At 72.0% G+C, this 13,987-nt stretch carries 13 protein-coding genes; 4 read left to right on the forward strand and 9 right to left on the reverse strand.

Annotation, left to right across the window (positions count from 1 at the left end; all coding sequences use genetic code 11):
- The 7 genes from AB0D04_RS13920 to AB0D04_RS13950 all read right to left on the reverse strand — a co-directional run.
- A partial coding sequence (locus AB0D04_RS13920; RefSeq protein ID WP_362702641.1) for an MFS transporter occupies positions 1-489 on the reverse strand: 489 nt, incomplete at its 3' end.
- A gap of 20 nt (positions 490-509) precedes the next feature.
- Complete coding sequence (locus AB0D04_RS13925; protein ID WP_362702643.1) at positions 510-1,481, reverse strand: metallophosphoesterase; 972 nt, start codon at positions 1,479-1,481, stop codon at positions 510-512.
- Between the two features lie 124 nt (positions 1,482-1,605).
- Positions 1,606-1,938, reverse strand: a complete 333-nt coding sequence (locus AB0D04_RS13930; RefSeq protein WP_362702644.1) for a DUF427 domain-containing protein — start codon at positions 1,936-1,938, stop codon at positions 1,606-1,608.
- A gap of 81 nt (positions 1,939-2,019) precedes the next feature.
- Positions 2,020-2,493 carry a thioesterase family protein gene (locus AB0D04_RS13935; protein WP_362702645.1) on the reverse strand — a complete coding sequence of 158 codons (474 nt, stop codon included), beginning with the start codon at positions 2,491-2,493 and terminating at the stop codon, positions 2,020-2,022.
- A complete protein-coding gene (locus tag AB0D04_RS13940; RefSeq protein ID WP_362702646.1) occupies positions 2,490-3,485 on the reverse strand; it encodes a 3-hydroxyacyl-CoA dehydrogenase NAD-binding domain-containing protein in 996 nt (331 codons plus the stop codon). Before AB0D04_RS13940 ends, AB0D04_RS13935 begins: the two co-directional genes overlap by 4 nt.
- 51 nt (positions 3,486-3,536) lie before the next feature.
- Entirely contained in the window at positions 3,537-4,424 is an 888-nt protein-coding gene (locus tag AB0D04_RS13945) for a 3-keto-5-aminohexanoate cleavage protein (protein ID WP_362702647.1), read from the reverse strand.
- Between the two features lie 45 nt (positions 4,425-4,469).
- Positions 4,470-5,336 carry a TetR/AcrR family transcriptional regulator gene (locus tag AB0D04_RS13950; protein ID WP_362702649.1) on the reverse strand — a complete coding sequence of 289 codons (867 nt, stop codon included), beginning with the start codon at positions 5,334-5,336 and terminating at the stop codon, positions 4,470-4,472.
- Between the two features lie 194 nt (positions 5,337-5,530).
- On the opposite strand from AB0D04_RS13950, the gene AB0D04_RS13955 reads away from it, so the two are divergent.
- The 4 genes from AB0D04_RS13955 (at position 5,531) to AB0D04_RS13970 (ending at position 11,681) form a co-directional block, all read left to right on the forward strand.
- Positions 5,531-7,594: a SpoIIE family protein phosphatase gene (locus tag AB0D04_RS13955; protein ID WP_362702651.1), complete on the forward strand. Its 2,064-nt coding sequence runs from the start codon at positions 5,531-5,533 to the stop codon at positions 7,592-7,594.
- A gap of 112 nt (positions 7,595-7,706) precedes the next feature.
- Positions 7,707-9,104 carry a glutamine synthetase family protein gene (locus tag AB0D04_RS13960; protein ID WP_362702652.1) on the forward strand — a complete coding sequence of 466 codons (1,398 nt, stop codon included), beginning with the start codon at positions 7,707-7,709 and terminating at the stop codon, positions 9,102-9,104.
- Positions 9,104-10,273 (forward strand): amidohydrolase family protein, encoded by a 1,170-nt coding sequence (locus tag AB0D04_RS13965; protein ID WP_362702654.1) that lies wholly within the window; start codon positions 9,104-9,106, stop codon positions 10,271-10,273. Before AB0D04_RS13960 ends, AB0D04_RS13965 begins: the two co-directional genes overlap by 1 nt.
- 166 nt (positions 10,274-10,439) lie before the next feature.
- On the forward strand, positions 10,440-11,681 hold the full coding sequence (locus AB0D04_RS13970; RefSeq protein WP_362702768.1) for an MFS transporter: 1,242 nt from the start codon (positions 10,440-10,442) through the stop codon (positions 11,679-11,681).
- Between the two features lie 153 nt (positions 11,682-11,834).
- Here the strand turns inward: AB0D04_RS13970 and AB0D04_RS13975 are convergent, their stop codons facing one another.
- A complete protein-coding gene (locus AB0D04_RS13975; RefSeq protein WP_362702655.1) occupies positions 11,835-13,292 on the reverse strand; it encodes a SulP family inorganic anion transporter in 1,458 nt (485 codons plus the stop codon).
- Positions 13,293-13,309: 17 nt separating this feature from the next.
- On the reverse strand, positions 13,310-13,912 hold the full coding sequence (locus AB0D04_RS13980) for a carbonic anhydrase (protein WP_362702657.1): 603 nt from the start codon (positions 13,910-13,912) through the stop codon (positions 13,310-13,312).
- Positions 13,913-13,987 lie beyond the last annotated feature (75 nt).

The following is a 13,987-nucleotide window of genomic DNA, read 5'->3' on the forward strand; positions in this document are numbered from 1 at the left end:
ATGGCTCACACGGCGCAGTGGTCGGTGGGCAGTGCCGAAGGCGCGGCCGAGCGCGTCCGGCGGCGCGCTGAGCGAGATCAGCGCATCGCGCGGCGCGGTCCGTACCCCTTTGCCGATACGGTCCGCTGCGAGCGACGCCCCGATGCCGGCCGTGCCGCCGCCCGCGAGCAGCAGTCCGAGGCGGGACAGCGCGGAGAGCGCATAGCCCGCCCCGGCGACGAGCTTGTGCCGCCCACCGCGGTCCGCGGCATGCCCGCCCAGCAGCCGTACCAGCGCGGTGACGCCGTTGTAGAGGCCGTCGAGAAACCCGAACTGGAGGGGGGAAAGCCCCAGTTGGAGGACGAAGTAGAGCGGTAGCACGGCGGTGACCATCTCCGAGGAGATGTCCGTGACCAGACTGACCGCGCCGAGGGCCAGCACCGGCCCCCCGACGCGGCCACGCGTCACCTTGGTCGCCGTCGCGGCCGCATCCGTGGTGGCGAGATACATCAGTCAGATGTCACCAGTGCTCAGTGGCACCGGTAGCTCGGGCTGCTGTCCTTGGTGTTCCCGTCCGTGCCCACCAGGTCCCAGGAGAATCCGTCGTCGGTGAAGTTCAGCTTCACCACGCCGAAGGTGTCGGTCAGCCGCTTCTCGCTGTTCGGCTGGACCTCCTCGATCTTGTACGGGTTCGCGCCGCCCATCCCGCCCAGCAGCTCGACGATCCCGTTCTTGTCGGCATTGCCGTCCGGATCCTGCGGCGCAAAGCGCTCGTAGTGGTGGTCATGGCCATTGAGGACCAGCTCGGCCTTGGCGTCGTAGAGCAGCTTCCAGACCGGACGGCTGACCGGGTTGTTGCCGTGCTCGCCGGAGGAGAAGAGCGGGTGGTGCCAGTAAGCGGCCACGCACTTCTTGGAGTTGGCGGCGAGGTCGGCTTTGAGCCAGTCGGTCTGCGCGGAGTCCAGGCTGTTGGAGTCCAGCGCGATGAAGTGCCAGTTGTCCTGGTCGTAGCTGTAGTAGCTCTTGCCCTTGGGGTAGGCGACGTCGCCGAAGTACGACTTGTAGCCCGAGAGTTCGCCGTCGGGGTCGTAGGTCTCGTGGTTGCCGGCGACGGGGTGCGTCGTGTCCTTGAAGGCGCCCCAGCTCGTGTCGTAGTAGGCCTTGAAGTCCTTGAGCCGCGCGTCGTCGTACTGGTTGTCACCCATCGTCATCACGAACGCCGGGTTGATCTTCTTCACCAGGGCCGCGGTCCTGGGGTGCTCGCATCCGCTGTCGTCGGCGGTGCACCGCTCGGCGATATCGCCCGCGGCGACCGCCGTGAACCCGCCGGCCTGCGCACCCGCCGCCCGCTCCGGCGCGGCGTCGGCACGGCCGACGGGCGACCACATCACCACCCCGCCGACGAGCGCGAGCGCCGCGCCCGCGGCGGGTATGCCCCAGCGGGGGCCGGTGAGCTTCGGGTGCTTGCGCGGGTGCTTCTCGGCGCGCGGGGTCGACGTCATTTCCGTCTCCTGGGTCGGCGTGGGGGAGCCGTCCCGAGGAATCCTGGCGGTCGACCATGTACGCGTCAAGGAGGTGAGGATTATTGTTAATAAACCTTCCTACTCCTCGCTTCCGCCTCCCACGTCAGCCCAACTCGACCTCGTAGAAGCAGAGATGGTCCTTGATCTGCGCCACCCCGGGGCGCGGCTCAGGGTAGGCCCACGCGATGTCCAGCGGGCCACCGGCAAGTGACCAGTAGGAGGCGGTCCCCTTGAACGGGCAGAAGGTGTGGGTCTTTGAGGGCGTGAGGAGGTCGGTGCGCACGTCCTCGGGAGGGAGGTAGTAGCGGACCGGATAGCCGGTCTCGGCGAGGAGGAGGGGGCGGTGGCTGTCGGCCAGGAGCCGGCCGTTGACTTCGACGCGGATGTGGTCGGTGCCTCGGGTGATGTCGATGTGGTGGCCGCGGGTGGTGGTCATGGTGGCTTCCCTGAGGTGGCGGGCGGACGGGCTGTTCCTCACTCCCAGGGTCGCACCGGAAGCCCGCCACCGTGCGGGCCCTCAGACCTCCCGGATACCGCGCCCCGCCCACTCCGGCGCCGGCCCGGCCAGGCCGGTGAGGTACTCGCGCGCCGCATCCGGCAGCGCCGCCGCCCGGCCCGCCCCCTGGTCGACGTGCAGGGTGAACAGCTCCTCCGTCGCCACCGCATCGCCGGCCGGTTCGCCGGAGGACGCCTCGCACACGTACATCTCGTGCAGGAAGCGGACCTTCTTCGCGTCCACCCCCAACACCGTGGTGCGGATGGCGAGTTGACTGTGGGGCGCGACCTCGTCGAGATAGCGGACGTGTGCCTCGACCGTATAGAGGGAGCAGCCGGACCGCTTCCGGTAGCCGGCGTCCAGGCCGGCCGAATCCATCAGCGCGTCCGTCGCGAAGCCGAAGATCAGGACGTAATAGGCCTCGCTCAAGTGGCCGTTGTAGTCGATCCAGTCGTCGCGGACCGTCTGCCGGTAGAGGGGGAGTGCGGCGCTCATCGCGTGGTGACCCCCAGACGGCCGGTCGCCCGGAGTACGTCGATGACGCCCTGGTCCCGCTCGGCGACCAGATCCGCGTAGGTGCGGCCGCCCGCGGCCGCCTCGCAGCCGTCGACCATCGCGTCCCGCAGCTCGCGGTCCAGCTCCGGCGCCTCCAGACGGGTCCAGGGGGACTTCAGGGACGGGCCGAAGTGCTCGAGCATATGGGCCATGCCGCCCTCGCCACCGGCCAGGGCGAAGGTCAGACAGGGGCCCATGAACGCCCAGCGCAGGCCGGGGCCCTCGGTTATCGAGGCGTCGATGTCCTCGACCGTGGCCTCGCCGTTGGCGACCATGTGCAGCGCTTCGCGCCACAGCGCCTCCTGGAGGCGGTTGGCGATGAAACCGGGGAGCTCGCGGTCCATGGTGATGACGGACTTGCCCGCGATGCCGTAGAAGCGGGAGGCCCATGCCACGGCGTCCGCGTCGGTCCGTTCGCCGCCGACTACCTCGACGAGGGGGATGAGGTACGGGGGGTTGAAGGGGTGGCCGACGACCAGGCGGCCGGGGGCGGCGGCCTCGGTCTGCATGTCGGTCATCGGGTAGCCGGAGGTGGAGGAGGCGATGACCACGCCGGGGCGGGTCGCCGCGGCCAGCTCGGCCAGCAGGGAGCGCTTCAACTCCAGTTTTTCCGGGGCACTTTCCTGGACGAAGTCCGCGTGCGCGACGGCCTCGGCGAGCGTGGGGGCGACGGTCAGACGGTCCTGGGAGGCGCCCTCGGCCAGGCCTGTCTGTTCAAGGGCGGGCCAGGCGGCGGCGACCAGGCGCCGGAGCCGGGGTTCTGCATCGGCGGCGGGGTCCCAGGCGGTGACGTCGTAGCCGCGGGCCAGGTAGTGGGCCACCCAGCCGCCGCCGATGACGCCGGCGCCGATGCAGGCTACTTGGCGTACGGCCTCGGGGGAGCAGGGAGCGGCGGGGGATTCAGGGGTGGTTTCCGGGGTGGTTTCCGGCATGAGGGAGCGGCTCCAGGTGAGGGCGGGGAGGAGAGGGAGGGAGCGAATCGGTCAGCCGTGCGGCTTCAGGCCCAGGCGTGCCCGTGCCCGGCCCGGGGTGGCGACCGAGGCGCCCAGCAACTCCGTGATCTGCACGGCCCGTTCGACCAGCTGGCCGTTGGTGGCCTTGACGCCCTTGCGGAGGTAGAGGTTGTCCTCCAGGCCGACCCGGACGTTGCCGCCGAGCAGGATCGACTGGGCGACCCACGGCATCTGCATCCGGCCGAGCGCGAAGCTGGCCCACTGGGCACCCTCGGGCAGCATGTTCACCATCGACTGGAGGACCCCGGGGTCGGCCGGGGCGCCCCACGGGATGCCCATGCACAGCTGGAAGACCGTCGGGTCGTCCAGCAGACCCTCGGCCAGCAGCTGCTTGGCGAACCAGAGCTGGCCGGTGTCGAAGATCTCCAACTCCGGCCGTACGCCCAGCTCCTGGATGCGCCGGGCGCCGACGCGCAGCATGTCGGGGGTGGAGACATAGAGGTTGGAGCCGTCGCCGAAGTTGAGGGAGCCGCAGTCCAGGGTGCAGATGTCGGGGAGGAGTTCCTCGACGTGGGGGAGCCGTTCCAGGCCGCTGACCAGGTCCGTACCGGGGAGGTGGGTGAGCGGGGCGTCCGGGTCGATGACGAGGTCGCCGCCCATGCCGGCGGTGAGGTTGATGACGACGTCGGTGCCGGTCTGCTTGATGCGGTCGACGACCTCGGCGTACAGGCGCGGGTCGCGCGACGGGTCGCCGGTCTCGGGGTCGCGTACGTGGATGTGCACCACCGCGGCGCCCGCGTCCGCCGCCTCGACGGCCGACTTGGCGATCTGCTCGGGCGTCACGGGGACGTGCGGGGAGCGGCGGACGGTGTCACCGGCGCCGGTCAGCGCGCAGGTGATGATGACCTCGTTGTTCATGGGGCGGGGGTCCCTTCGGAGGCGGTGATACGGGGGCGGGCGGCCTCAGCGCGGCGCGAGCTCGCTCTCGACGAAGGCGAGGAGCGCGGCATGCATGGTGTCGGGGGAGGTGCTGTCCGGGGCGGTGGCCAGTACCTGGGTGGCCAGGCCGTCGATCAGCGCGGTCAGGCGCAGGGCGGTGAACTCGGGGTCCAGCGGGCGGAAGACGCCCTGGTCCGCGCCCCGCCGCAGGACGTCGGCCACCGTGGTGCGCCACTGCCGGTAGTAGTGCTCGTGCAGCCGTCCCACGGCGGTGGAGCGGGCGGCCTGCGCCCACAGGTCGAGCCAGACCAGCCACTGGCGGCGCTGCTGCTCGGTGCGCGGGGTCTGCAGCGCGATCAGATGCAGCAGCTCCGCGCGGGCGTCGGCGGCCTCGGCCAGGCCCGCGGCGCGGCGTTCGGTGTCCTCGTCCATGCACCAGCGCACGGCCGCTTCCAGCAGCTCGTCGCGGCCGGGGAAGTGGTAGTGCACGGCGGCGGTGCTGGTGCCGCAGGCGGCCGCGATATCGGCGACCCGTACGGCGTGGAAGCCGTGCTCGGCGATCAGCCGCACGGTCTCGCGCACGATCTGCAGCGGGCGGCCGCCCTCGGGCACCGGCACCGGTTCGCGGCCGGGCGGCGCCGGGCGCTCGGGCGCGCCGAGCAGCCACCCGGTCTCCACCCCGCCGATATCGGCGATCCGCACGATCTCGGCCAGCGTGAAGCGCCGGGTGCCGCCCAGTGACCGGGAGAGTTTCGAGGGGTCCAGCACCATCCGGCGGGCGAACTCGCGACGGCTGCAGCCGAGCCGGTCGATCACCTGACGGACACGGTCCGTGACGTCTCCGGCCTCATCGGCGACCCGGGTTCCGGGGTCTCCGGCGTCTTCCTTCATGGTCGGGGACCGTAACAGTGTGTTGAGAACATCGCAACGAACAGGGTGCCGGGAATCCTGGAAAATCGCTGCTCCTGCCGGGTATGACAGGAGGTGTTGCGGGTCAACTGATGAGCGAGTCAGGCATGGGGAAGGGGTGGCGGGCAATTCGCCTGGAGCAGCCGAAATGCCGGGGAATGTGGCAAAGTGACGACATGGCTGACCGGGGAGCAAAGCGCCCCACCGTGTCGGTGCCGGACGACTGGCCCGCCCACCCGGACCTGACCCTGGCTCTCAACGGCATGGGCGGCTTCGACTGGGACCTCGACAGCGGGCTGATGCACATGGACCCGCCCGCCCTGGAGGTCTTCGACATGCTTCCGGCGGAGTACGACGACCGTCCGGACACCCTCAGCTGCCGTGTACCGGCCCACGAGGCGGCCCGTCTGGACGCCCTGGTGGCCCACGCCCTCAAGGACGGCAGCGACTCCTACGGCGCCTATTTCCGGGTCCGGATGCGGGACGGCGCGCTGCGCTGGACACACGCCCAGGGCAGCATCCGGCGCGACCTCACCGGCCGGCCCCGCCGGATCATCGGGGTGGTCCGCGACGCCAGCGACGAATACACCCACGCGGCGGAGCGGCTCGCGGTCGACGAGGAGCGGCGGCGGCACACCAGCGTCGTGGAGCGCACCACGGCCGCCCTGGCGCACGCCCGGACGGTCGGCGAGGTCATCGCCGTACTCGCCGACGAGCAGGGACTGGACCGGCTGGGCGCCGAGAACGTCATCCTCGGCCTGGTCGAGGCGGGCCGTATCCGGCTGGTGTCGGAGGGCAAGGCGGGCAGCTTCGTACCCGATCTGGAGTACACGCGGGTGGGCGACGAATTCCCGATGAGCGAGGTCGTGCGCACCCTCACTCCGCGTTATGTGGGCAGCCGCGCCGAATTCAAGAACAACTACCCCCGGCTGTGGCACGCCATCGAGCCGCTGAACGTGAACTCCGCCGCATATCTGCCGCTGATCGCCCAGGGCCGCACCATCGGCGTGATCGGGATGTTCTTCGAGCGCGAGAGCGCATTCCGCGACCAGGAGCGCAACGTCCTGCTCGCCCTCGGCAGCAGCATCGCGCAGAGCCTGGCCCGCGCCATGCTCTACGACCAGGAGCACGACCTCGCCGCCGGCCTCCAGCAGGCCATGCTGCCGCGCCGGATCCCCGGCGTCGCCGGCGCCCAGGTGGCGGTGCGCTACCGCTCCGCCCGGATGGGCCGGGACATCGGCGGCGACTGGTACGACGTGATCCCGCTGCCCGACGGCCGGGTCGCGGCCGTCATCGGCGACGTCCAGGGACACGACACCCACGCCGCGGCCCTCATGGGCCAGCTGCGGATCGTCCTGCGTGCCTACGCCGCCGAAGGACACGCACCCGCGACCGTCATGGCGCGCGCCTCCGCCTTCCTGAACGAACTCGACACCGACCGCTTCGCCACCTGTACGTACGTCGACGCGGACCTGTCCACCGGGGTCGCCCGGTTCGTCCGCGCCGGGCACATCGATCCGCTGCTGCGGCACGCCGAAGGGATCTGCCGCCGACTGCCGGTGGCCGGTGGGCTGCCGCTCGGCATCGCATCCGAATTCATACGGCTCGACTACCCCGTCACCACCGTCCATCTCGCCCCCGGCGACACCCTGGTGCTGTGCACCGACGGCCTCGTCGAGCAGCCCGGCATCGACCTCGACGACGGCATGCGCGACCTGGCCAGAGAGATCCGGGACGGCCCGCAGGACGTACAGCAACTCGCCGACCGGCTCTGCGAGTCGGTGGACGAAGGGACCGGCGAGGACGATATGGCGCTGCTCCTGCTGCGCCGCCTCGGCGCACCCGAGCACGACACCGTCGGACGGTTCCGGCAGCACATCCCGCCCGCCGATCCCGATGCGCTGTCCGCCGCCCGGCACATGATCCGCGCGGCCGTACGGGCCTGGGGCGCCCGCGAACGCTCCGAGGAGATCGAGCTGGTCGCCGACGAGCTGATCACCAATGCCCTCCTGCACACCGACGGCGAGGCGATCGTCAACATCCGCATGCCGCACAGCGCCACGCGCCGACTGCGCCTGGAGGTGGAGGACCACTCCAGCAGCCTGCCGCGGCGCCGCGAACCCGGCGAGGCCGGGGTGTCCGGACGCGGACTGCTCCTGGTGGACCGGCTGGCCGATGTCTGGGGTGTGGAACCGCGGGGCACCGGAAAGTGCGTATGGTGCGAGTTCAACTGCGCCTGACCGGGACGGGGGTACCTCCCAGCGTGAGCTGGGGGAGCACTGCGCCGCACCGGCACCGGCGGTATCGGGCGCCGAGGAATCGGCACGGCCAAGTGAGGACGGTAGGACGGGTATGGGATCGCCTGCGGAACGGCGTGGGGACGCCCGCGAGTTGGCGGCGCAGCTGGACGCGGACGGTGTCCGTAATCTCGCGCTGACCTGGGTGGACAATGCGGGCATCGCACGCGCCAAAGCCATTCCGGCCGCGCGCCTGGAGCACGCCGCACAGCGCGGGGTCGGCATGTCACCCGTCTTCGACGTCTTCACCTCCGAGGACGCCATCACCGCATCCGACCACCTCGGCGGCCCGGCCGGCGACCTGCGCCTCTTCCCCGACCTGGACCGGGTCACCGTCCTTGCCGCACAGCCCGGCTGGGCCTGGGCACCGGCCGACCGCTACGACCAGGACGGCACGCCGCACCCCGCCTGCCAGCGGCAGTTCGCCCGCAAGATGACCGAGCGCGCCACGGCGGCCGGCCTCGACCTGCGGATGGGCTTCGAAACCGAATGGGTGGTCACCCGCACACCGGCCGGCCACGACCCGGCCGAGGACGACGCCTACGAGCCGCTGGACTACCCCTGCACGGGCCCCGCGTACGGCATGACCCGGATCGTCGAACTCTCCGACTACCTCCGCGACGTCACCGAAGCGCTCACCCTCCAGGGCATCGAGGTCCACCAGGTCCATCCCGAGTACGCGCCCGGCCAGTTCGAGGTCAGCTGCGCCCCCGGCGACCCGGTACGCGCCGCCGACGACGCCGTCCTCGTCCGCGAGACCGTACGCGCCGTCTCCGCCCGGCACGGACTGCGCGCCTCCTTCGCCCCGTCCGTCGTCGCCGGAGCGGTCGGCAACGGCTGCCACCTCCACCTCAGCCTCAACCGCGACGGCAAGAGCCTGCACCGCACCCCGGACGCCGCATGGGGCCTGGCCCCCGACGCGGTCGCCTTCCTCGCCGGCGTCCTCGGCGCCCTGCCCGCCCTGCTCGCCGTCGGCTGCCCCTCACCCGCCAGCTATCTGCGCCTCCAGCCCTCCCACTGGGCCGGCGTCTACCAGTGCTGGGGCGTCGAGAACCGGGAGGCGGCGCTGCGGCTGATCCCCGGCGCCCCCGACGACCCGGACGGCGGCAGCGCCGAGATCAAGACCTTCGACGGCGCCGCCAACCCGTACCTCGCCGTCGGCGCCGTCATCGCCGCCGGCCTGCACGGCATCGAGACCGCGGCGCAGCTCCCCGCGCCGGAGACCGAGGACCCCGGCACCCTCGGCGTCCGCGAACGCGCCCGGCGCGGCATCGTCCGGCTGCCCGGCACCCTGACCGAGGCCGCCAACCGGTTCGAGAAGTCGGCCCCCCTGTACGAGGCGATGGGCAAGGTGCTGCACGGCGCGGTACTCGCCGTCCGGCGGGCCGAGGAGGCCCGGTTCGCCGAGGTCGACGCCGAGGAAATCGCCGCCGTGACCCGCTGGCGCTGGTGATGACGGCGAACGCCCCGGAGCCCGTCCCCCGCCCGGACGACGGCCTCCCGCCGCTGGTGGACCACCACTGCCACGGCGTGCTCCGGCACGAACCGGATCCCGGGACGTTCGCCGCGTACCTCACCGAATCGGACCGCCCGCCCGCCGCGGGCACCACCTTCTTCGACACCCAGACCGGCTTCGCCGTCCGCCGCTGGTGCCCGCCGCTGCTCGACCTGCCCGCCCACTGCCCGCCCGGCACCTACCTGGCCCGCCGCCGCGAACTCGGCCCCGACGAAACCCGCCGCCGGCTGCTGGGCGCCACCGGCATCGGCACCTACCTCCTCGACACCGGGCTGCCCGGCGACCTCACGGGCCCCGCCGAGACCGCCGAGGCCGGCCGGGGCAACGGATACGAGGTCGTCCGGCTGGAAGCGCTCGCCGAACGCGTCGCCACCGGGGTCCGGGACGCCGAAGAATTCACCGACACCCTCGCCACCGCGATCCAGGACGCCGCACACACCGCCATCGCCTTCAAAACCGTCGTCGCCTACCGCCACGGCCTCGCCCTGGACCCCCTGCCACCGCCCCCGCACGCCGTGCACACCGCCGTCCGCGACTGGATGGCCGCCGGGCTGCCCCGCCTCGCCGACCCCGTCGTGCTGCGCCACCTCGTCTGGCAGGCCGTCGCCACCGGCCGCCCACTCCAGCTGCACACCGGCTTCGGCGACCCCGACCTGCGCCTCGACCGGGCCGACCCGGCGCTGCTCACCGACCTCGTACGCGCCACCGCCGGCACCGGCACCGACCTGGTGCTGCTGCACTGCTACCCGTACCACCGACAGGCCGCCTACCTGGCCGGCGTCTTCCCGCACGTCTACGCCGACATCGGGCTCACCCTCACCCACATCGGCCCCCGCGCCACCGCCGTCCTCGCCGAATTCCTGGAACTCGCACCCTTCGGCAAGCTCCTCTTCTCCACCGACGCCTACGGCCTCCCGGAGCTCTATCTGGTCGGCAGCGCCCTCTTCCGCACCGCGCTCGCCTCCGTACTCGGCGACTGGACCGCCTCCGGGGCCTGGTCGGCGGACGACGCCCGGCGGGTGGGCGCGATGATCGCGGCGGACAACGCACGGCGCGTCTACGGCCTCGGGGCGAGCGGGCCGACAGGGCCGGAGGCATCCGGGTAAGGGGCGCCGGGCGCCGGCACCGCTTCCCGCCCTGCCGTCGGCCGCGCCCCCGCAGCGTGCTTTACTGCGCCGCGTGGCCCCTACAACGACCCCCGGCGAGACCTCCGGCGACTCCTCGTGCGAAACCTCCGGCGAGACCCCCGGCACCGGCCCGGAAAAGCGCGAAATACCCCTGCGCTCCCGGATATTCGCCGATCTGACGCCGCTGCGCACCTCCCCGGACTACCGCCGCCTGTGGTGCGGCAACACCGTCTCCTGGATGGGCCAGCAGATGACCGCCCTCGCGGTCTCCCTCCAGGTCTACGCCATCACCAAGTCCACCTTCTCGGTCGGCCTGGTGGGCCTGTGCTCGCTGGTCCCGCTGATCGTCTTCGGGCTCTACGGCGGCGCCATCGCCGACACCGTCGACCGCCGCAAACTGGGCCTGTTCAGCGCCTCCGGCGCCACCGTGATGTCCGTCGTACTGGCCACCGCGGCGCTCGCCGGCTACCACCGGGTCTGGCTGCTCTACACCGTCGTCGCCCTCCAGGCCGTCTGCTTCGCGATGAACTCCCCGGCCCGCACCTCGATGATCCCCCGGCTGCTGCCGACCGAGCAGCTGCCCGCAGCCAACGCCCTCAACTCCCTGACCAGCAGCCTCGGCCTGATGTGCGGCCCGATGCTGGGCGGCGTCATCGTCGGCCTGTGGAGCTACCAGGCGGCGTATCTCATCGACATGGTGGCCTTCAGCGCCTCCCTCTACGCAATGTGGCGACTCCCGGCGATGCGCCCCGACCAGGGCGACGGGCCACGGCGCCGCGCCTCCGTCCTCGACGGCCTGCGCTTCCTCGCCACCCGCCCCAACCTGCGGATGACGTTCTTCTCCGACATGGCGGCGATGGTGCTCGCCCACCCGCGCGCCCTGTTCCCCGCCATCGCCGTCCTGTGGTTCGCCGGCGACGCCAAGACCGTGGGCCTGCTGGTCGCCGCACCCGCGGCCGGCGCGGTCCTGGGCTCACTCTTCTCCGGCTGGCTCGGCGGTATCCGGCGGCACGGCCTGGCCATCCTGATCGCGGTCGCCTCCTGGGGCGCGGCGATCGCCTGCTTCGGCCTCTCCCGGCACCTGTGGCTCGGCCTGTTCTTCCTGGCCGTGGCGGGCTGCGCGGACACCGTCTCGATGGTGTTCCGCAGCACCATGCTCCAGGCCGCGACACCGGACGCGATGCGCGGCCGCCTCCAGGGCGTCTTCATCGTGGTGGTCGCCGGCGGCCCGCGACTCGGCGACTTCCTCGCCGGCTCGGTGGCCGATCTGACCTCCCCGGCCACCGCGGTGATCGGCGGCGGCCTCGCCTGCGTCCTGCTGGTGACCGGCCTCGGCCTCGGGCGACGTGCCTTCGCCCGGTACGACGCGCGCGATCCGCAGCCCTAGGGGGCGGGCGAACAGATCCCTTAGGGGATGCGGGCGCCCCCTTCGGGGCCACAACGAGGGCGGGGCGGGGCGGTATTCCCGTGGCCGGCAGGGGACTGGCCGCGGGACAGGCAGGGGACCGGCTGCGCGGCAGGCAGGGCCGGTCCCCGCTGCTCAGGACACCAGTTCCGCCGACCGGCGGCTACGGCTGCGGCGGTGCTGTTCGGCCCAGTTCGTCAGCGCCGCGCCGCACGCATGGTCGAGGTGGCGCAGGCCGCTGAGGTCGAGTTCGACGTCCCGGTCGGCGGGCAGCGCCTCCAGCTGGTCGAGGAGCTTGGGCAGGCGCAGGAAGGTGGCGTTGCCCACGGCCCGTACGAGGACCGGTCCGTCGTCGTCCGGGGTGTGGACGTCGAGGTGGATGTGGGAGGTCTCCCAGGCGGTCTTGACGACGGCCGCCACGATGCCGATGAGGACACCCTCGAACATGTTGATCGTCACGATGGAGACGGCGGTGATGAACAGGACCACGGCCTCGCCGCGGTGTTCGCGCCACAGGGGGCGCAGCGCGCGCAGCGGGATGAGCTTGCAGCCCGCATGGACGAGTACGCCGGCCAGCGCGGCGAGCGGCACCACGCCCAGCGCGGCCGGGAACGCGGCCGCGAACAGCAGCAGCCAGACACCGTGCAGCACACGGGAGACCTTGGTCCTGGCCCCGGCCTGGACGTTGGCGGCGCTGCGGACGATGACCGCGGTCATCGGCAGGGCCCCGAGCACGCCGCAGACGGCGTTGCCGGCGCCCTGGGCCATCAGCTCCTTGTCGTAGTCGGTGCGCGGCCCGTCGTGCAGCCGGTCGACCGCTGCCGCGCTGAAGAGGGACTCGGCGGACGCGATCAGCGCGAAGGCGAGGACCGTGCCGAGCACGCCGATGTCGGCGAGCCGGCCGATGTCGGAGAGGCCGGGTGGCTGGATCGCGTCCAGCAGCCCGCTGACCTTGACGCGGGCGATGGGCAGGTCCAGCGCCCACACCGCGGTGGTGGCCAGCGCGACGGCGGCCAGCGGGGCCGGCAGCATCCGCGCACCGCGCCGCCAGCGGGGCCACAGCACCAGGACGGCGATGGTGCCGGCACCGATGGCGAGGGCGGACAGCGCCCGGTCGGAGGTGACGGTGTCGGCGACCAGGCGCGGCAGCGCACCGATGTTGGCGAGGCCGCTGCCCGGCGCCTTGGCGTCCGTGAGGGCGTAGAGCTGCCCGGCGATCAGCACCAGGCCGATGCCGGCCAGCATGCCCTGCACGACAGAGACGGAGATCGCCCGGAACCAGCGTCCCAACTTCAGGGCACCCATGGTCAGTTGCAGGACACCGGCCGCCAGCACCAGTGCGCCGAGCACGCCCAGGCCGTACTCCTTGACGGCTTCGAAGACGAGCACGGTGAGTCCGGCGGCCGGGCCGCTGACCTGCAGACTGCTGCCCGGGAGCAGACCGGTGAGCAGTCCGCCGACGATGCCGGTGACCAGCCCCAGCTCGGCCGGTACGCCGGAGGCGACCGCCACCCCGACACACAGCGGGACGGCGACCAGAAAGACGACGAGGGAGGCGGTGAAGTCCGCCCGGAAGAAGGCGAGTCGCTTCATGAGATGCCCGCCCGCCTTCACAACGGGAGGAACAGGTCGGTGGCCGGCTGATGTGCTGCCACCAGGCCGGTGTGCACCTCGTAGAACCAGCCGTGCAGCTTCACTTCCCCGGCGTCCAGCCGTTCCTGCACACACGGGTAGCGGCGCAGCCGGTCCAGCTGTTCGCGCACATGCTGCTGCACCGCGGCGGCGACGGACGGCTCCTCGTCCTTCGGCAGTGCGTCGGACAGCTGCTGCGCGAGCCAGTCCCGTACGGCGGGGGCGCCGGTCAGGTCCTCGCCGCGGATCTTCGCGCCCACCGCGCCGCAGTGCGAGTGCCCGCAGACGACGATGTCGGCGACGCGCAGCACGCGCATGGCGTACTCGATGGTGGCGGCCTCCGAGCTGGCCGCCATGCCCTCCTGGTACTCGGGGACGGCATTGCCGGCCGTGCGCAGTTCGAAGAGTTCACCGGGCTGCGCGCCGGTGATCAGGGACGGTATGACGCGGGAGTCGGAACAGGTGATGAACAGGGCGAGGGGCGACTGTCCGGCGGCGAGCCGGCCGTAGGTCTCCCGCTCCTCACTCCGTTCGGCGATACGGGCCGTCAGGCCCCGGGCATGCTGGACGAAGGTCTCCATGAGGAGGTCTCCTGCTGATCAGTGGTGCCCTCGCGGCGAGGGCAGCGAGGTGCGGGGTGCGGAGGGTGGGGCAGG

The sequence above is a fragment of the Streptomyces sp. NPDC048483 genome (genome assembly GCF_040651455.1).
Taxonomy (GTDB): Bacteria; Actinomycetota; Actinomycetes; order Streptomycetales; family Streptomycetaceae; genus Streptomyces.